This is a genomic window from Mesorhizobium sp. L48C026A00 (genome assembly GCF_000502375.1).
Lineage (GTDB): Bacteria > Pseudomonadota > Alphaproteobacteria > Rhizobiales > Rhizobiaceae > Mesorhizobium > Mesorhizobium muleiense.
On record NZ_AYWU01000032.1, the window covers coordinates 26,966 to 45,579 of the forward strand.

The following is an 18,614-nucleotide window of genomic DNA, read 5'->3' on the forward strand; positions in this document are numbered from 1 at the left end:
TCCTCTGCAAGACCGACAAACGGACGCAAGTCTTTGCAGCCACGCCCGTGCGTGTCGTTCCGCCGCTTGGTTCTGTTCGGGAACTGCACTATCTCAGGCGTAAAAGCAGAGGAAAAGCTGATGCCCGCCGTCCAGGAAAACGTCACCAAGGAAATCGTCATCGAGCGCCTGAAGACGGTCAACGGACCGGACTTCACCGGCAACATCGTCGACCTCGGCATGGTCTCCGAGATTTTCATTGCCGATGCCAAGGTTTTCTTTTCGATCACCGTGCCGGCTGCCCGGGCCCAGGAGATGGAGCCGCTGCGTGCCGCCGCCGAGCGTGTCGTCAAGGCGATCCCGGGTGTCGCCGGCGCCGTGGTCGCCCTGACGGCGGAAAAGAAGGGTGGCGGCATGGAGGCTCCGGTTCCGCAAAGGCCTGCCACCAGGCCCGTACCGCCGGCCGCACCCGCTGCCGCGCCGCGTCCGGCTCCGCACGCTCCGGCCTCGCACAGTCAGGGCAAGCGCGGCGTGCCCGGCATCGAGGCGATCATCGCTGTCGCTTCCGGCAAGGGCGGCGTCGGCAAGTCGACCACTGCCGTCAATATCGCGCTTGGCCTCGCCGCCAACGGCCTGAGGGTCGGCGTGCTCGACGCCGACATCTACGGCCCGTCGATGCCGCGGCTGCTCAACATCCATGGCCGGCCGCAGATGGTCGACGGCAAGGTCCTGAAGCCGATGGAGAATTACGGCCTGAAGGTGATGTCGATGGGCTTCCTCGTCGATGAGGAGACGCCAATGATCTGGCGCGGGCCGATGGTGATGTCGGCATTGACGCAAATGTTGCGCGAGGTCGAATGGGGTCCGCTCGACGTGCTCGTCGTCGACATGCCGCCCGGCACCGGCGACGCGCAGCTGACCATGGCCCAGCAGGTGCCGCTGGCCGGCGCCGTCATCGTCTCGACGCCGCAGGATCTGGCCCTGATCGATGCGCGAAAAGGCCTCAACATGTTCAGGAAGGTCGACGTGCCGGTGTTGGGCATCGTCGAGAATATGAGCTATTTCCTCGCCCCCGACACCGGCAAGCGCTACGACATCTTCGGCCATGGCGGCGCGCGCCGCGAGGCCGAGCGTCTCGGCGTCTCCTTCCTCGGCGAAGTGCCGCTCGAAATGGGCATCCGCGAAAGCTCGGATGCCGGCACGCCGGTGGTGGTCTCCAAGCCCGACAGCGCCGAGGCCAAGATCTACCGCGACATCGCCGCGAACGTCTGGGGCAGGGTCAAGGAAGAACGCGGCGCGGCCGAAGCCGCCGTGCCGAACATCGTGTTTGAATGATCCTCCCCCTTGAGGGGAGGGTGGCCCGCAGGGCCGGGTGGGGTCGGTGGCGACGCACTCCACCTTTCTTGGTCAACGCCAGTTGTAGGTCGAGGCGGTTGAGGCGACCCCTCCCGCCCGCTTCGCGCGGCACCCTCCCCTCAAGGGGGAGGGGAGCCGCCCACCTTGTCGCCAAAGCTCGAAAAAAACTGTCCGGCCAGTTTCTTCGATGTCGATTCGATCAGACGGCTGCCGAGCTGGGCGATCTTGCCGCCGACATCGGCCTTGGCCGCATATCTGAGAATCGTCGCCTCCGGGCCATCGGCGGTCAGCGTCACATCGGCGCCGCCTTTGGCGAAGCCGGCGATGCCGCCCTTGCCCTCGCCCTGGATGGTGTAGGAATGCGGCGGGTTGAGATTCCTGAGCGTCACCTCGCCGTTGAACGTCGCCTTGATCGGGCCGATCTTGACCACCACGGTCGCCGCCATCTCGGTGTCCGACTTCTTTTCGAGGCTCTGGCAGCCCGGAATGGTCTGCCTCAGAACGTCCGGGTCGTTCAGCGCCTCCCACACCTTTTGCAAGGGTGCGGCGATGCGTTCCTCGCCTTCGATAACCAAAGCCATCAAAATCTCCCGGATACGAATTGACAAACCCCGATCCGGTCTAGCGTGGGGGTAAACACATGTCTATCGCACCAAAGTCCGGAATCGGATGGCGCGTGCCTCTTGCCTGCTCTCGCGCGTTGTCATATCGATTTGTCATACAAATACGGAGACCATGATGGCCGGCGCCCCCACGCAGAAAAAGAAATTTCGCTCGCAGGAGTGGTTCGACAATCCGGACAATCCGGGGATGACGGCGCTTTACCTCGAGCGCTACCTGAATTACGGGCTGACGCGTGCCGAACTGATGTCGGGCAAGCCGCTGATCGGCATCGCCCAGACCGGCTCGGATCTGTCGCCCTGCAACCGCCATCATCTCGAACTGGCCAAGCGCGTGCGTGAGGGCATCGTCTCGATGGGCGGCATCCCTTTCGAGTTCCCGTGCCACCCGATCCAGGAGACGGGCAAACGCCCGACCGCCGCACTCGACCGCAACCTCGCCTATCTCGGCCTGGTCGAGGTGCTCTACGGCTATCCGCTCGACGGCGTCGTGCTCACCATCGGCTGCGACAAGACGACGCCGGCCCTGCTGATGGCCGCCGCCACCGTCAACATTCCGGCTATCGCGCTGTCGGTCGGCCCGATGCTCAACGGCTGGCACAAGGGCAAGCGCACCGGCTCCGGCACCATCGTCTGGGAATCGCGCCAGCGCCTGTCGGCCGGCGAGATCGGCTATGACGAGTTCATGGACATCGTCGCCTCTTCGGCGCCGTCCACCGGCTATTGCAACACCATGGGCACCGCCACCACCATGAACTCGCTGGCCGAGGCCCTCGGCATGCAGCTGCCGGGCTCGGCCGCCATTCCGGCGCCCTACCGCGAGCGCGGCCAGATCGCCTATGAGACGGGAAAGCGCATCGTCGACATGGTGCATGAGGACTTGAAACCCTCAGACGTCATGACCCGCCAGGCCTTCGAGAACGCCATCGTCGTCAACTCGGCCATCGGCGGCTCGACCAACGCGCCGATCCACCTCAACGCCATCGCCCGCCATCTCGGCGTGCCGCTCGACAATGACGATTGGCAGACGGTCGGCCTCCAGATACCGCTCATTGTCAACCTGCAGCCGTCGGGCGAGTATCTCGGCGAGGACTATCACCATGCCGGCGGTGTGCCGGCGGTGGTGGCCGAACTGATGAAGGCCGGGCTGTTGCCTCATCCCGACGTCATGACGGTCAACGGCAAGACGATCGGCGCCAATTGCAGCGCGGCCGTCAACGAGAATCTCGATGTTATCCGCACCGTCGCCGAGCCGCTGAAGGACAATGCCGGTTTCATCAATCTTAGGGGTAATCTGTTCGATTCGGCGATCATGAAGACCAGCGGCATCTCGCCCGAATTCCGCGAGCGCTATCTGTCGAACCCGAACGACCCCGAGGCCTTCGAGGGCAACGCCATGGTCTTCGACGGGCCAGAGGACTACCACGCCCGCATCGACGACCCGGCGCAAGGCATCGACGAGCACACCATCCTGTTCATGCGTGGCGCCGGCCCGATCGGTTATCCCGGCGGCGCCGAAGTCGTCAACATGCAGCCGCCGGCCCATCTCATCAAGAAGGGCATCCATGCGCTGGCCTGCATCGGCGACGGCCGCCAGTCAGGCACGTCGGGCTCGCCGTCGATCCTCAACGCCTCGCCCGAAGCCGCCATAGGCGGCGGGCTGGCGCTGTTGAAGACCGGCGACCGCGTCCGCATCGACCTGCGCAAGGGCACTGCCGACATTCTCGTCACCGATGACGAGATTACGCGCCGGCGCGCCGAGCTGCAGAACAGTGGCGGCTATCGCTACCCCAAGCACCAGACCCCATGGCAGGAGATCCAGCGCGGCATGGTCGACCAGTTCTCCGAAGGAATGGTGCTGAAGCCCGCGGTGAAATACCAGGATGTGGCGCACACCGCAGGCGTGCCGCGGGACAATCACTGAACGTTCTTTTTTTGCCTTCTCCTCTTGTGGGAGAAGGTGTCGCCGAAGGCGACGGATGAGGGGTGCTCCAGCTTGGCACCGACGCACTCCGTCCAGCACCCCTCATCCGGCTCGTCGCTGCGCGCCGATCCACCTTCTCCCACAAGGGGAGAAGGAAGAGCGCCAAGCCGCACCCAAGCGCCTATAAATAGCCAACAATCTCAGGCGTCTGGTCCTGCCTGTCGTGCTTGCCGTCCTCGTAGACGATTGGGGCTGCGGCGAGTTCCTCTTCGGTGACGTCGTCGAGGCAGGCGACGTTCACCGCCCAGAAATTCCCGCCCATGAAATCGAGATAGCCGCGCGAGAGAAAATTCGCGCCGCAGTTCGGGCACATATAGTGGTTGATGTCGCCTTCCGGCCAGTTCGACGGCGTCGCCTTGTACTCCCGCATCCGGTCGCGGCCGTCCGTCACCCGCACGGCCTCATAGGCGGCGAAGGATTTCCGGTAGCCGAGTTTCCAGCAGAAGCTGCAATTGCATTTGCGGATGCCCTCAGCGAGATCGATTTCGGCTTCGAAACGCACTGCACCGCAATGGCAGCTGCCGTGATAGGTCTTTTTCATGGGTTTCCTCCCAAACATGTCCTGGCTCCGCCGCCCGCCGGAGCCAGAGCATCCTTTGCTCCAGGCATGGCGCTTGACAAGCGGGCGCGACAAATCCACGATCATGGCAAGGGGTGCATCGCGACGACCCCGTGAGGCGTCAGCCCAACGTTCGCGTCCAAGCTTCTCTCTCAAGGAGGTGGACGCCATGCCGTCGACAACCGCTATCACCGTATCGCAACTGTCCCGTCTGATTGGTCTGCCGGGCGCGCCCGCGATCATCGATATTCGCATCGAAGAGGATTACAGCGCCGATCCGCGCCTGCTGCCGGCCTCAAACCGGCGTGATTTCAAAACCGTCTCGACCTGGGCATCCGAATTCGCCGGCAGCCGAGTGACGGTCGTCTGCCAAAAAGGGCAAAAGCTCTCGCAAGGCGTGGCCGCATGGCTGCGGCATGAAGGCATTGCCGCCGAATCCCTCGAAGGCGGGTTCGAGGCCTGGCGCGATGCCAAGGGGCCTTTGATCGATGCCGGCAAGATACCAACCCGCGACGAAAGGGGCCGCACCGTGTGGGTGACGCGGAGCCGCCCGAAGGTCGATCGCATCGCTTGCCCCTGGCTGATCAGGCGCTTCATCGATTCGGGCGCGGTCTTCCTCTTTGTCGAGGCGGCCGAAGTGTCGGCCGTTGCGGACCGCTTTCAGGCCGTGCCTTTCGACATCAACAATGTGTTCTGGACTCACCGGGGCGAACGCTGCACCTTCGACACGATGATCGAAGAGTTCGGGCTCGAATCCGAGGCGCTCGACCGCCTGGCCATGATCGTGCGCGCCGCCGATACCGCACGCCTCGATTTGGTTCCCCAGGCAGCCGGATTCCTGGCCGCCTCGCTTGGCCTGTCGCGGATGTTTCGCGACGATCTGGAACAGCTGGAGGCAGGCATGCTGCTCTACGACGCGTTTTTCCGATGGTGCCGCGATGCCACCGAGGAGACGCACAATTGGCCAAGCGCGAGCAAGCCATCATGAGCGCCCCGGCTTCTGACAAAACGGGGGCTTCTGACAAAACGGGGGCTTTGGGAAAAACGGCCGAGATCGTCGAAGCGCCGGCTGCGCCGAGCTTCCGTGAAGGCGTAAAACTCTGGGCGAAAATCGGCCTGCTCAGCTTCGGAGGGCCGGCCGGCCAGATCGCGCTCATGCACAGGGAATTGGTCGAGGAACGGCGTTGGATCGGCGAGCAACGTTTCCTGCATGCGTTGAACTACTGCATGCTGCTGCCCGGCCCTGAAGCCCAGCAACTCGCCATCTATATCGGCTGGCTGCTGCACCGGACGATCGGCGGCCTGGTCGCCGGCATCCTGTTCGTCGCGCCGGGCGCGCTTGTGATGCTCACCTTGAGCATCCTCTATGCGCTGTATGGCGACGCTCCGCTCGTCGAGGCACTGTTTTTCGGGGTAAAGGCGGCCGTGCTCGCCATCGTGATCGAGGCGATGATCCGGATCGGACGTCGTGCCCTGAAGAACCGGGTCATGGTTTCGATCGCGCTCGCCGCCTTCATCGCCATCTATGCATTGAACATGCCGTTTCCGCTCATCGTCCTGCTTGCCGGCCTGGCGGGCTGGATTGGCAATCGTGTTGCGCCGGCGCTTTTTTCCGGCGCGGCGCACGGCAAGGACGCGGTTCCCGACATCAAGGGCGCGGTCGACCTGATGTTCGAGCGCGGCGAGCTGGCCCACGTCAGGCCGACGCGATGGCATGCGCCGCGCACCGTCGCGATCTGGCTGCCGATCTGGCTCGGGCCGGTGCTGCTGATCTGGGCGTTCACCGGATCCGCCAGCGTGTGGACGCAGATCGGCGGCTTCTTCAGCGTCATGGCGGTCGTCACCTTCGGCGGCGCCTACGCAGTCCTTGCCTATGTCGCGCAGGCAGCGGTCGAGTCCTTCGGCTGGCTCGCACCCGGTGAGATGGTCGATGGCCTCGGGCTTGCCGAAACCACGCCGGGTCCACTCATACTCGTCCTGCAGTTCGTCGGCTTTCTGGCCGCGTTCCGCCAATCCGGATCGTTGAGCCCGCTGCTTGCCGGATCGCTTGGGGCGATGCTCACCCTGTGGGCGACGTTCACGCCTTGCTTCTTCTGGATATTCCTCGGCGCGCCCTATATCGAATCCCTGCGCGACAACAAGGCGCTGTCGGCGGCGCTGGGCGCGATCACCGCCGCCGTCGTCGGCGTCATCATGAATCTCGCTCTGTGGTTCGGCTTGCACGTCATCTTCGGCGAGGTGCGCAACGTCGGGCTTGGAACCGACGTGCCGGTGCTCTCGTCGATCGACTGGCGCGCGGCGCTGCTGTCATGTGCTGCCATGATCGCCATTCTGAAGCTGAAGATCGGCATGCTGCCGACGCTTGCGGGATCGGCCCTCGCCGGTGTTCTGTTGCTGGCAGCGAGTGGTTAATGCATGTCGCGCAAAAGCATGCCCTCGGGCCTGACCCGAGGGTGTGCAGCGGTTTTGCGATAACGACATGCATAAAACAACAACCTAAAGCGCGTCGCATGCGGCCGGCNGGGCCTGACCCGAGGGTGTGCAGCGGTTTTGCGATAACGACATGCATAAAACAACAACCTAAAGCGCGTCGCATGCGGCCGGCTCAAATGCGACGCGCTTTAGCGGCTGCCTGCGGACGGCGCTTCGTTGCGGTTTCGGGCATTCGGATAGGAACATCATGGCGAAACGGCGCTCCTCCCTAGGCTTCCTTGGAATGTTCGGCCGTTCAGGCGACCTCAGGCAACTCGACGCCGCGCTACGCGGCGTCGACCTTCATCCCGCCCTTGTGCCGGAGGGAGCAAAGCTCACCATCGTCAATCTGATGAAGGACCACTGGCCCGACGAGCCGCCGCCACAAGCCTACCCGCCGGTGGCGCAGCTGCTTGGCTATTGTATTGCCGGGCCGGACGCATTCGAGCAATCCAACGGCCTTCGACATAGGCTGGATGCGGAGCGCCGGCTCGAGGCGGCACTCGAGGCCGGCGACAGCTTCGATGCGCAAATCATACTGATGACGCTGCATGCCAAGCTGATCAGTGGCGAGGTCGTCGACCGCTACGGGTTGAGCGCCGACTAGACCATGATCCCGAAAAGTGGAGCCCGGTTTTCGGAAAAGATCATGGTCAAACAGACTAGACCATGATCCCGAAAAGTGGAGCCCGGTTTTCGGAAAAGATCATGGTCAAATAAAGAGGTAGAGCCCCATCCCGATTTTGCCGGGATGGATTAGTCTCTGACCGTTTTGACGAGAACCGTCTTCAGCCGCCCATGCCGCTGCGCGGCAGTTGGATCAGATTGCCGAAGCGGGCGCGCAACTTGTCGTCGACCGGCTTCGGCACGTGGCGCGGGAAGCGCTCGGCGAGGATGCGGTTCTTCTCGATGATCGCTCGCTGCAGGATGTCGGGCCTGCCTTTCTCGTTCCATTCCTTGGGCGAAAAGCGGTCGCCGACCGCCGGATAGAAATATTCCGTCTGCATCAGCCGCAGCGTCTGCTCGTTGCCGAGGTAATGACCCGGCCCCTTCAGGCAGACGTCGGCGATGGTGTCTATCGACAGCGACTCATCGGTCACCTCGATGCCGCGCACGCAGCGCAGGCAATGGCCGAGCATGTCGTTGTCGATGATCAGGCTTTCCAGGCAAAAGCCGAGCAGCGAGGCGTGCATGCCGGCCGATTCGTAGACGAGGTTGAGGCCGGCCAGGCCGGCCATCACATCGGTGATGCCCTTTTCGTAACCGGACTGAATGTCGGGCAGTTTCGAATCCGTCATGCCGGCGGCCGAACCGCCGGGCAGGTCGTAGAATTGCGCCATCTGGGCGCAGGCAGCGGTCAGCACCGCTTGCTCGGCCGAGCCGCCGGACATGGCGCCGGTCCTGAGGTCGGAGACGAACGGCCAGGTGCCGAAGATCGCCGGATGCCCGGGTTTGATGGCGTTGACATAGACGAGGCCGGCGAGCACCTCGGCCACCGCTTGCACCACCGCACCGGCGATCGCCGCCGGCGCCGTGGCGCCCGCCTGGCCGGCCGACAGCAGCAGGATCGGAATGCCGCCTTCGACGCAGGCCTCGAGCACGCCGCAGGCATCCTCGGCAAACTTCATCGGCGGCACGACAAAACAGTTCGAATTGGAGACGAAAGGCCGGGCGCGAAAATTCTCTTCGCCGCCGGCAATCGCGTAAAGCATGTCGAGCGCCGGCTTGACGTTCTCGCGCACCGTGAAGGATGTGCCGACATGCTTCGACGTGCCCATCACGCAGGCGTAAAGCGTGTTGAAATCCATGTCGAGCGGATCAGGGATGTCGCGCGGCACCATCGGCCGCTGGAAGAAATGGATGTTGTCGAGCCCTTCGACGATGCGCGCCGCGTCATAGATGTCCTGCAGCAGCGACTCGCGATAACAGCGCTTCTCGACGTCGACCAGATGCACCGCGGCGCCCGCCGTGCCGTAATGCACGCGCTTGCCCTGGATCAGCATGTCGTGCTTGGGATCCTGGCCATGCAGGGTGAAATGGCGCGCCGCTTTCTTGATGGTGTCGAGGACGAGCGCGCGCGGAAAACGGATGCGGCCGTCCTCGCCGAGCGTGGCGCCGGCCTCGGTCAGCGCCTCGATGCAGGAGGGGATGGCATTGGCGAAGCCGACCGTCTCAAGCAGCGTCAGCACCGCTTCGTGAATGCGCTCGCGGTCGTTTTCGCTGAGCGGTCCGTAGCTTCCGCCTTCAAGGCCGGCGCGCACCGGCTTGATATCGTCGGCAAGGGGTGCTGCCCGCATGGCGCGACGCGCTTCGCGCCCGCCGGAACGCCGCGAACGCTGGTCCGAGGGCGTATCCGGCTTCTCAACAGCCACTGACATGGGAGGCACTCCACCTTTAGCTGCGAAGCGGGCGGCGGTGGTTGGTCCACCAGGTGGTTGGTCCACCATCGTCCGCTTCGTCCCCCTTAGAGCGCCGCGCGTCCACTTGGACGCGCAAAGGACGCTCTAACACTTTCTTGCTTGCGCATGACCCCGGAAACCGAAGATTGGTTTCCGGGGTCATGCGCTATGCCGCGAACTATGCCGCCGGCATTGGCACAGCCTATGAGCCAGACGTTCCCGTCGCATATGCCAGGGAGCTAAACAACGGTGGTCGGTCACGGCCCCGACGAGGCATCAGGCGGCGGCCGGCCTGCGCCCGGCCGCCGTCGCCAGTTCGCGGATGCCGGGCTCGATGTGCTGCAGCGCGATCGAGGAGATGCCGAGCCGCATGAAGCGCGACGGCTTTTCGGTGCGGTCGAAGAAACGGTCGCCGGGCTCGATGATGACGCTGCGCGAGGCGGCGGCCTCGGCCAGCCCGCGCGAATCGGTGCCGCGCGGCCCTTCGAGCCAGAGCGACGCGCCGCCGGCGGAATCGGTCGAGCGCCACTCCGGCAGGAAGGCGGAAATCGCATGGATCAGACGCTTGCGCCGTTCGTCGAAGGCGCTCGACAGCCGCCGCACCAGCGCCTCGTGATGGCCAAGCGACAGGAACAGCGCGACCGCGCGCTGGTTGTTGGCCGGCGGATGACGCAGCATGAAGCGGCGCAGCGCGCGAAGCTCGGAGATCAGCCCGGCCGAGGCGACGATGTAGCCGAGCCTAAGGCCCGGAGCCAGCGTCTTCGACATCGAGCCGACATAGATGACGCGGCCGGAACGGTCGAGGCTCTTCAGCGCCTGCTGCGGCGCCTCGTCCAGTAGCTGGCTGTCATAGCCGTCCTCGATGATGATCTGGTTGTGGCGGTTGGCGCGCGCCAGCAAATCCTGCCGGCGCTCCGCCGACAGCGGCACCATGGTCGGGCAATGGTGGCTGGGCGTCACGAAGACGAAGCCGGAATCGTTGGGAATAGAAGCGGTTACAATGCCGGAATGGTCGACCGGGACCGGTGCGACGTCGGCACCCGCCAGACGGAAGATCGAGCGTGCGTCGGGATAGCCGGGGTCTTCCATGGCCACCTTGGAGCCCTTGGTCATCAGCAGCGTCGCCAGCATGTAGAGCGCGTTCTGCGCGCCGAGCGTGACGATGATCTCATCGGGATTGGCGAAGATGCCGCGCCGCGGCAACAGCCGCGCCTGGATCTGCTCGATCAAAAGCGGATCGTCGCGGTCGACCATGTCGGACGCCCAATTGCGGATCTCGAGCACGGCCAGCGCCATGCGGTTGCACTCGCGCCACTCGGCTGTCGGGAACAGTGCCGGATCGAACTGGCCATAGACGAAGGGGTAGGACGACTTGATCCAGTTGTCGTGCTTGGCCGGCGGCGGCATGTCACTGGCCGCGATCTGCCGGCGCGCCTTCCAGTCGATCTCATTGGCCTGGTCTGGCGCCTTCTGGTGCGGTTTGGCCGGCGTCGCCAGCACGTCCGGATTGACGAAATGGCCGCGCCGTTCGCGCGCCACCAGGAAACCCTGGTCGACGAGCTGCTGGAAGGCCAGCACCACGGTGCCGCGCGCCACGCCGAGTTTCTCGGCCAGGATCCGGCAGGACGGAAGCGGCATCGAAGCGGCGATTTGCCGGTCGAGGATGGCGGCGACGATCGCTTGGCGGATCTGCGCCTGCAGGGTCTGGCCGGATTCCGCCGAAATCCGGAACAGGCCGGACCATATGGCCGTGTCGTTTCGCTGTGGCATGGGGATGTTCCTCGATGGCCAGCCTTTTTCACCTGGCTGGACCAGTCGAATGTACCGGTGGCACAAGCTGTTGCGCCAATCAATTTTTCTGATCACTGGGATTTACGCCAGTGATCCTTCCCAAGGGTGACGCAAAGCGTCATCCCGCTGGTGACGCAGCGCGTAATCCCGCTGGTGACGCAAAGCGTCATCCGGCTGCCTGACGCAGCGCGCCATCCCCCGCGTGCCGCGTTGCGTCATCGCTGCCTGACGCAACGCGTCATCGCGGCGCATTGAAACCAGTCGATTTCGGCTAGATAGTTCGGCGCGACGACACGCGCCGGAAACACCCGGTCTGTTATGTTGGCATTTCAAGGCTCGGAGTGAGGCAGTGGATCAATCGTCCTTTCAAAAACAGCTCGACGCCCTGCGCGATCACCGTGCGGCCAAATCGGGCAGCATGCGCGAGGCTTTCGCCGCCGATCCGCAGCGCTTCGAAAAATTCTCCGCCACCGACGGCGACCTGCTGCTCGACTGGTCGAAATGCGCGGTCGATGCGCAGACGATGGATCTGCTCGAGAAGCTGGCGGCAGCCGCCGATCTCGAAGGCCGGCGCGCTGCGATGTTCTCGGGCAAGAAGATCAACGTCACCGAAGGCCGCGCCGTGCTGCACACCGCGCTGCGCAACCTGAACGGCAAGGGCATCGTGCTCGACGGCCAGGACGTGAAGGCGCAGGTTGTCGCCGTGCTCGATGCGATGGGCGGCTTCGCCGATGCCGTGCGCTCCGGCAAGGCGGCCGGCGCCACCGGCAAGAAGATCACCGACATCGTCAACATCGGCATCGGCGGGTCCGACCTTGGCCCGGCCATGGCGACGCTGGCGCTGGCGCCCTATCACGACGGGCCGCGCACGCATTACGTGTCGAACATCGATGGCGCCCATATCCACGACACGCTGAAGGGCCTCTCCGCCGAAACCACGCTGTTCATCGTTGCTTCCAAGACCTTCACCACCATCGAGACGATGACCAATGCCGAGACGGCGCGCGAATGGGTGCAGAAGGCGCTCGGCAAGGAAGCGGTCGGCAAGCATTTCGCCGCCGTCTCGACGGCGCTCGACCTGGTGGCCAAGTTCGGCATTGCGTCCGACCGCGTCTTCGGCTTCTGGGACTGGGTCGGCGGACGCTATTCGGTGTGGGGCGCGATCGGCCTGCCGGTGATGATCGCCGTCGGCCCGAAGAATTTTCGCGCCTTTCTCGATGGCGCGCATGCGATGGACGAACATTTCCAGACGGCGCCGCTGGCCAGCAACCTGCCGGCGCTGATGGGGCTGATCGGCTGGTGGCATCGGGTGATCTGCCAATACCCCGCCCGCGCCGTCATTCCCTACGACCAGCGCCTGTCCAGGCTGCCGGCCTATCTGCAGCAGCTCGATATGGAATCGAACGGCAAGAGCGTCACCCTCGACGGCGGCGCTGTCCAGACGCCGACCGGCCCGCTGGTCTGGGGCGAGCCCGGCACCAATGGCCAGCACGCCTTCTTCCAGCTGCTGCACCAGGGCACCGATTTCATTCCGGTCGAATTCCTCGCCGCAGCCATCGGCCATGAGCCGGATCTCAATCATCACCACGACCTGTTGCTCGCCAACTGCCTGGCGCAGTCGGAGGCGTTCATGAAGGGTCGCACGCTGGAGGAAGCGCGTGCGCAGATGCTGGCAAAGGGCATGGCGCCCACCGAGGTCGACAGGATCGCCCCGCATCGCGTCTTCTCCGGCAACCGGCCCTCGGTGACGATCCTCTACAGACAACTCGATCCGCATACGTTCGGACGGCTGATCGCGCTCTATGAGCACCGCGTCTTCGTCGAGGGCACGCTCTTCAACATCAATTCCTTCGACCAGTGGGGCGTCGAGTTGGGCAAGGAACTGGCGACCGGGCTGCTGCCTGTCGTGGAAGGCAAGGAGAATGCCGCAAAGCGGGACGCTTCGACTGCCGGACTGGTGGGACACATCCATCGATTGCGCGGATCGGAGTAAGCGGCTTGGCCGAGATCAAGGGAATATTGTTCGACAAGGACGGCACCCTTGTCGACTTCAACGCGACGTGGCTCGGCGTTGCCGATTTCATGGCGATGGATGCGGCGGAGGGCGACCGCTGGAAGGCCGACAGGCTGCTTGCCGCGGCGGGCTACGATTTCGCCACCAAACGCTTCAAGCCCGATTCCATCTTTGCCTCCGGCACCAACATGGATGTCGTCGAGCTTTGGTTTCCGCGACTGTCGGATGAAGACCAGATGCTTGCCGTCGCCCGCTTCAACGAGATCACGTCGGTGCAGGGCTCGTCGATGGCGGTGGCGCTGCCGGGCATCGTCGAGACGCTTGGCGTTCTTCACAGGAAATCCTACCGGCTCGGCGTCGCCACCAACGATTCGACCACTGGCGCTGAGAAGACATTGCTCACGCTGGGCGTCGCGCAGCTGTTCGACGCCGCCTATGGTTACGACGCGGTGGCCAATCCGAAACCGGCGCCCGACACGATCCTCGCCTTCTCGGACCTGACCGGCCTGAGGCCTGCCGCGATCGCCGTGGTCGGCGACAATCGCCACGATCTGGAGATGGCGCGGGCCGGCGGCTGCGGTCTGGCGATCGGCGTGCTTTCCGGCACCGGCACGCGGGAATCGCTGTCGCAGATCGCCGACGTCATTCTGGATTCGGTTGCCGATCTGCCCGACTTTCTTTCGGCAAAGGTCAAGGAGACGATCTGAACTCGCCTCCGGGTTGCTTCGGCTCGAACGAGAAGACGCCGCTCGGCTTCGTCGCCGTGCCTTGGCCGACATCCGGCACCTGGTATTCGGCCAGAAGGTGAAGCCGCGAGCGGGGCAAGTAGGCGCGGCCCGGGTCGCCGATCAGCACATTGATGCCGGCGGCCAGGCAGCGGTCGAGGAAGGGGATGACCCGGTCGGCGAGATCTTGCCGGTAAAACAAGTCGCCGGCTGCCACGACGTCCACTGGCGGCGGCGGACCAGCGGTGATGTCCTCGCCGACGACCGTGATTTCGACGCCGTTCGCCGCCGCATTGAGACCGAGCGCGGCGACGCCATTGCGGTCGATCTCGGATGCAATCACTTGGCTGGCGCCGGCCCTTGCCGCGGCGATACCGACGAGGCCAGACCCGGCGCCGAGATCGAGCACGCGAAGCCCAGCCACGGTCTCCGGCCGATCGAGGATGTAGCGGGCAAGCACCGCGCCGCCGGCCCAGGCATAGGCCCAGTAAGGAGGCTGCGGCTCGGGGCCATCCTCGTCGGCTTCGTTTGCTTCTTCTTCCGGCTCGGCTGCTCGTCCTTGTGGACGCGTCAGCCGCCACAGTCCGCTCGCTGGATGGGCTGCATAAAGCCGGATTTCGGGAAGCGCGGCAACAGGGGCGATACGCATGTTCGCCTTGATGAACGTTAGCGGATCGGGACGGGAAAGCGTATCCGCCGCGTCATCGACAGTAAGGCTATCGGCCAAAATTGTCCCTATTCCCGCCCAAATTCTTCCTATTCCCGCAACGCCCGCCGCAGGATCTTGCCGACCGGCGTCTTCGGCAGTTCGGTCCGAAACTCGATGTATTTTGGCCGCTTGTAACCGGTCAGGTTCTCGCGGCAATAGACAGTCAGCACCTCTGCGGTCAGCGACGGGTCCTTCTTGACGACGAACAGCTTCGGCACTTCGCCTGAATGCTCGTCCGGCACGCCGATCGCGGCCACTTCGAGCACGCCCGGATGCAGCGCCACCACTTCCTCGAGTTCGTTCGGATAGACGTTGAAGCCGGACACAAGGATCATGTCTTTCTTGCGGTCGACGATCTTGGTGAAGCCGCGCTCGTCCATGAAGCCCATGTCGCCCGACTTGAAGAAACCGTCCTTGGTCATCACCTTGGCGGTCTCGTCCGGCCGGTTCCAGTAACCGGCCATCACCTGCGGTCCGCGGATGCAGATCTCGCCGACTTCGCCGGGCGGCAAATCATTGCCGTCTTCGTCGCGGATGGCGATCTCGGTCGAGGGCAGCGGCAGGCCGATCGTGCCGGTGAAGTTGCCGTCGCTGAATGTGTTGGCGGTGGCCACCGGCGAGGTTTCCGAAAGCCCGTAGCCCTCGGTGACCGGGCAGCCGGTCAACGCCTTCCAGCGTTCGGCGACACCCTTCTGCACCGCCATGCCGCCACCCAGCGTCAGGATCAGCGGCCTGAAGTCGAGCTTGCGGAAATCCTCATTGTTGAGCAGCGCGTTGAACAGCGTGTTGAGGCCTGGAAAGATGTGGATCGGGTATTTGCCGAGTTGCTTGACGAAGCCGGGAATGTCGCGCGGATTGGGAATGAGTATGTTCTGGCCACCCAGTTGCATGCCCATCAGCGCGTTCACCGTCAGCGCGAAGATATGATAGAGCGGCAGCGCGCAGATGAAGTTGAGATGCGCCGGCTTGGGCTTGACCGTGAAGGCGTCCTCGATCCACAGCGCGTTCTGCGCGACGTTGGCCAGCACGTTGCTGTGCAGCAGCATCGCGCCCTTCGAGATGCCGGTGGTGCCGCCGGTATATTGCAGGAAGGCGACGTCGTCGGCAGCGACCTTCGCCGGCTTGAAATTCATGCCGGCGGCTGCCTTCAACGCTGCGTTGAACTTGACATGGCCCGCCAGCGACCAGGCCGGCACCATCTTCTTCACGCGGCGCACGACGAGATTGACGATCGTCCCCTTCAGGCCGCCAAGCATGTCGCCCATCGCCGCGACCACGACATGCTTGACCGCCGTTTTGGCGATCACCGCCTGCAAGGTGCTGGCGAAATTCTCGAGAATGACGATGGCTTGCGCGCCGGAATCCTTGAGCTGATGTTCCAGCTCGCGCGGCGTGTAGAGCGGGTTGACGTTGACCATGACATAGCCAGCGCGCAGCACTGCCATCATCGCAACCGGATATTGCAGCACGTTCGGCATCATCAGCGCCACGCGTGCGCCTTTCGGCAGTCCCGTCGATTGCAGATAGGCGCCGAAGGCGGCCGATAGCCGCTCGACTTCCGCATAGGTGATGGTCTTGCCCATGCAGGTAAAGGCAGGCCGGCTGGCGTACTGCTTGCAGACGTCGGCGAGCAGATCGCCGATGGAGCCGAAGGGCAGAGCGCCGATCTCGGCCGGAACGACTTTCGGATAGCTTTTGAGCCAGGGTTTTTCCGGCAATCCGGCGGCAACCACATTCGGCAGCCTTGTGGCCGGACCTGGGTTTGACGTCGATGCAGCCGCTGTCGGTGCCGCCTTCGCCGCTGGTTTGGCGGCGGCGGGCTTTGCGCCACCCTTCGCGGATACATTGGCCTTGGCGGGCACCGCGGCCGCCTTCGGCTTGGCTTTGGCCGTCGGCGCTTTTAGCTTGTCGGGGCTGGCCGGTTTCGCAGCAGTTTTGGCCTTGGCTGTCGCTGGTGCCGTCGTCCTTGGTGTTTTTGCCACTCGTCCCTCCCTCGATTGTTCTTATTGTCTCTGCCTGCTCGCCGCGTCGCCTCCGAATGACAGAGACGTCCTCCACTGCTGCCGGCATCCAGGAAATCCAGCCTGTCATCTATGTATTGCGACTATCGGCAGCCGTGCAAGTCTGCGCCTGCGGCAAGGTGGGAAGAAATCGTCCGCGGCAACGACCAGCCGAAGGTCGCAGTTCCTCACCAACGCCGGGTTGAAGATCAATAAAAAAATGCAGTCGTTAACATTACCGTGATAGGCGGTAATTGACATTTCTTTCTCCTTTTTGGCGAGTGCACAGAAATAAATTCTGCTTCCCATGGGGTAGGCAAACGGGGTGTTCCAAAGCCGGAAAAACGGTGCTTATATGCGCGCTTCACGAGCCTGATAGAGGGGCTTGGAAGAACATCAGGGAGTCCTCCATGAAAAAGAAACTGACTTTTGCGGCCGCGTTGCTGGCCGCAAGCGTCCTCGGCGGCATGGCCAATGCGAAACAGCTGGTCTACTGCTCGGAGGCGTCGCCGGCCGGCTTCGACCCGTCGCCGTGGAGCGGTGGCAACGATTTCGACGCGTCGTCGCGCACCATCTATTCGCGCCTGGTCGAGTTCGAACACGGCAAGACCACCATCACGCCTGGCCTCGCCGAGAGCTGGACGGTTTCCGACGACGGTCTCGAATACACGTTCAAGCTTCGGCCGGGCGTGAAGTTCCAGACCACCGACTACTTCACGCCGACGCGCGATCTCAACGCCGACGACGTGATCTTCTCCTTCGAGCGCCAGTGGAAGAAGGAAAACCCGTGGTTCGACTATCTGGCAGGCACCGGCTGGGAATATTTTGCCGGCATGGGCTTCCCGGATCTTCTCAAGGAAATCGTCAAGGTCGACGACCTGACGGTGAAGTTCGTGCTGAACAAGCCTGAGGTCGCTTTTCTGCCGGATCTCGGCATGGATTTCGCTTCGATCGTCTCCAAGGAATATGCCGACCAGCTCGACAAGGCTGGCACCAGGCAGCAATTCACCCAGAAGCCGATCGGCACCGGTCCGTTCCAGTTCGTCGACTACCAGGTCGACGCGGTCATCCGCTATGCGGCATGGGACGGCTACTATGGCGGCCGCCAGAAGATCGACGATCTGATCTTTGCCATCACCACCGATCCGGCCGTGCGCGCGCAGAAGCTGAAGGCGGGCGAGTGCGATATCATGTCGTACCCGGCGCCGGCCGACATTGCCGGCCTGAAAGCCGACCCGAACCTCAAGGTCGACGAGCAGGAAGGCCTGAACATCGGCTACATGGCCTACAACACGACGCAGGCGCCCTTCGACAAGGTCGAGGTCCGCAAGGCCCTCAACATGGCCGTCAACAAGCAGGCCATTCTCGATGCCGTCTATCAGGGCGCTGGCCAGGCGGCGATAAACCCGATCCCGCCGACGATGTGGTCCTATAACAAGGAGGTCAAGGACGATCCCTACGATCCCGACGCGGCCAAGAAGATGCTGACTGATGCCGGCGTCACGGATCTGTCGATGAAGATCTGGGCAATGCCGGTCAGCCGCCCGTACAATCCGAATGCCCAACGGGTCGCGGAACTGATCCAGGCCGACTACGCCAAGATCGGCGTGAAGGCCGAGATCGTCAGCTACGAATGGACCGAGTATCGCGAACGCGGCAAGCAGAAGGACCGTGACGGGGCCTTCCAGCTCGGCTGGACCGGCGACAATGGCGACCCGGACAACTTCCTGTTCCTGCTCGGCTGCGATGCCATCGGCCAGTCCAACTATGCGATCTGGTGCAACCAGGAGTTCGAAGCCCTCCTGCAGAAGGGCAAGGCGACCACGGACGTCGCCGAGCGCACCAAGATCTACGAGGAGGCTCAGGTCGTGTTCAAGCGTGAGGCGCCGTGGCTGACCATCGCCCATTCCAAGGTCTTCATGCCGATGAACAAGAAAGTTACGGGCTTCGTCATGGATCCGCTCGGCATCCACCGGTTTGACGGCGTCGACGTCGCCGAATAACTG

The 18,614-nt window shown here is 63.6% G+C and carries 14 protein-coding genes; 8 read left to right on the plus strand and 6 right to left on the minus strand.

What is annotated here, in order from left to right; translation table 11 throughout:
- Positions 1-120 precede the first annotated feature (120 nt).
- Entirely contained in the window at positions 121-1,314 is a 1,194-nt protein-coding gene (locus X738_RS74650) for an Mrp/NBP35 family ATP-binding protein (RefSeq protein ID WP_023802883.1), read from the plus strand.
- Positions 1,315-1,454: 140 nt separating this feature from the next.
- Here X738_RS74650 and X738_RS74655 read toward each other — a convergent pair whose 3' ends face one another.
- Complete coding sequence (locus X738_RS74655) at positions 1,455-1,916, minus strand: SRPBCC family protein (RefSeq protein WP_023802884.1); 462 nt, start codon at positions 1,914-1,916, stop codon at positions 1,455-1,457.
- A gap of 157 nt (positions 1,917-2,073) precedes the next feature.
- Here X738_RS74655 and X738_RS74660 point away from each other — a divergent pair, with 157 nt between their 5' ends.
- Entirely contained in the window at positions 2,074-3,879 is a 1,806-nt protein-coding gene (locus X738_RS74660; RefSeq protein WP_023802885.1) for an IlvD/Edd family dehydratase, read from the plus strand.
- A 181-nt stretch (positions 3,880-4,060) separates the two neighbouring features.
- Here the strand turns inward: X738_RS74660 and X738_RS74665 are convergent, their stop codons facing one another.
- Entirely contained in the window at positions 4,061-4,480 is a 420-nt protein-coding gene (locus X738_RS74665; protein WP_023802886.1) for a GFA family protein, read from the minus strand.
- Between the two features lie 187 nt (positions 4,481-4,667).
- On the opposite strand from X738_RS74665, the gene X738_RS74670 reads away from it, so the two are divergent.
- The 3 genes from X738_RS74670 (at position 4,668) to X738_RS74680 (ending at position 7,577) form a co-directional block, all read left to right on the plus strand.
- Positions 4,668-5,486: a chromate resistance protein ChrB domain-containing protein gene (locus X738_RS74670; RefSeq protein ID WP_023802887.1), complete on the plus strand. Its 819-nt coding sequence runs from the start codon at positions 4,668-4,670 to the stop codon at positions 5,484-5,486.
- On the plus strand, positions 5,483-6,910 hold the full coding sequence (gene chrA / locus X738_RS74675) for a chromate efflux transporter (RefSeq protein ID WP_084833904.1): 1,428 nt from the start codon (positions 5,483-5,485) through the stop codon (positions 6,908-6,910). The genes X738_RS74670 and chrA overlap by 4 nt, the downstream gene beginning before the upstream one ends.
- 268 nt (positions 6,911-7,178) lie before the next feature.
- Positions 7,179-7,577, plus strand: coding sequence for a hypothetical protein (locus tag X738_RS74680; protein ID WP_023802889.1), 399 nt, complete (start codon positions 7,179-7,181; stop codon positions 7,575-7,577).
- A 181-nt stretch (positions 7,578-7,758) separates the two neighbouring features.
- Here the strand turns inward: X738_RS74680 and X738_RS74685 are convergent, their stop codons facing one another.
- The gene (locus X738_RS74685; protein ID WP_023802890.1) at positions 7,759-9,348 is read right to left on the minus strand and encodes a trimethylamine methyltransferase family protein; all 1,590 of its coding nucleotides are present in this window, start codon (positions 9,346-9,348) and stop codon (positions 7,759-7,761) included.
- 297 nt (positions 9,349-9,645) lie between these two features.
- The gene (gene pdxR / locus X738_RS74690) at positions 9,646-11,139 is read right to left on the minus strand and encodes a MocR-like pyridoxine biosynthesis transcription factor PdxR (protein ID WP_023802891.1); all 1,494 of its coding nucleotides are present in this window, start codon (positions 11,137-11,139) and stop codon (positions 9,646-9,648) included.
- A 370-nt stretch (positions 11,140-11,509) separates the two neighbouring features.
- Between pdxR and pgi the strand changes: the two genes are divergently transcribed.
- Positions 11,510-13,153 (plus strand): glucose-6-phosphate isomerase, encoded by a 1,644-nt coding sequence (pgi, locus tag X738_RS74695; RefSeq protein ID WP_023802892.1) that lies wholly within the window; start codon positions 11,510-11,512, stop codon positions 13,151-13,153.
- A 5-nt stretch (positions 13,154-13,158) separates the two neighbouring features.
- A complete protein-coding gene (locus X738_RS74700; protein WP_023802893.1) occupies positions 13,159-13,881 on the plus strand; it encodes an HAD family hydrolase in 723 nt (240 codons plus the stop codon).
- On the opposite strand, the gene X738_RS74705 is transcribed toward X738_RS74700, so the two are convergent.
- Entirely contained in the window at positions 13,865-14,626 is a 762-nt protein-coding gene (locus X738_RS74705; RefSeq protein ID WP_023802894.1) for a class I SAM-dependent methyltransferase, read from the minus strand. The genes X738_RS74700 and X738_RS74705 overlap by 17 nt on opposite strands.
- 29 nt (positions 14,627-14,655) lie before the next feature.
- Positions 14,656-16,590 carry a long-chain fatty acid--CoA ligase gene (locus tag X738_RS74710; RefSeq protein WP_023802895.1) on the minus strand — a complete coding sequence of 645 codons (1,935 nt, stop codon included), beginning with the start codon at positions 16,588-16,590 and terminating at the stop codon, positions 14,656-14,658.
- Between the two features lie 428 nt (positions 16,591-17,018).
- Between X738_RS74710 and X738_RS74715 the strand changes: the two genes are divergently transcribed.
- Complete coding sequence (locus tag X738_RS74715) at positions 17,019-18,611, plus strand: ABC transporter substrate-binding protein (RefSeq protein ID WP_023802896.1); 1,593 nt, start codon at positions 17,019-17,021, stop codon at positions 18,609-18,611.
- Positions 18,612-18,614 lie beyond the last annotated feature (3 nt).

Coding starts and splice junctions, on each gene's coding strand:
- X738_RS74650 (WP_023802883.1), top strand. CDS start 121: ATGCCCGCCGTCCAGGAAAACGTCACCAAGGAAATCGTCATCGAGCGC.
- X738_RS74655 (WP_023802884.1), bottom strand. CDS start 1,916: ATGGCTTTGGTTATCGAAGGCGAGGAACGCATCGCCGCACCCTTGCAA.
- X738_RS74660 (WP_023802885.1), top strand. CDS start 2,074: ATGGCCGGCGCCCCCACGCAGAAAAAGAAATTTCGCTCGCAGGAGTGG.
- X738_RS74665 (WP_023802886.1), bottom strand. CDS start 4,480: ATGAAAAAGACCTATCACGGCAGCTGCCATTGCGGTGCAGTGCGTTTC.
- X738_RS74670 (WP_023802887.1), top strand. CDS start 4,668: ATGCCGTCGACAACCGCTATCACCGTATCGCAACTGTCCCGTCTGATT.
- chrA (WP_084833904.1), top strand. CDS start 5,483: ATGAGCGCCCCGGCTTCTGACAAAACGGGGGCTTCTGACAAAACGGGG.
- X738_RS74680 (WP_023802889.1), top strand. CDS start 7,179: ATGGCGAAACGGCGCTCCTCCCTAGGCTTCCTTGGAATGTTCGGCCGT.
- X738_RS74685 (WP_023802890.1), bottom strand. CDS start 9,348: ATGTCAGTGGCTGTTGAGAAGCCGGATACGCCCTCGGACCAGCGTTCG.
- pdxR (WP_023802891.1), bottom strand. CDS start 11,139: ATGCCACAGCGAAACGACACGGCCATATGGTCCGGCCTGTTCCGGATT.
- X738_RS74715 (WP_023802896.1), top strand. CDS start 17,019: ATGAAAAAGAAACTGACTTTTGCGGCCGCGTTGCTGGCCGCAAGCGTC.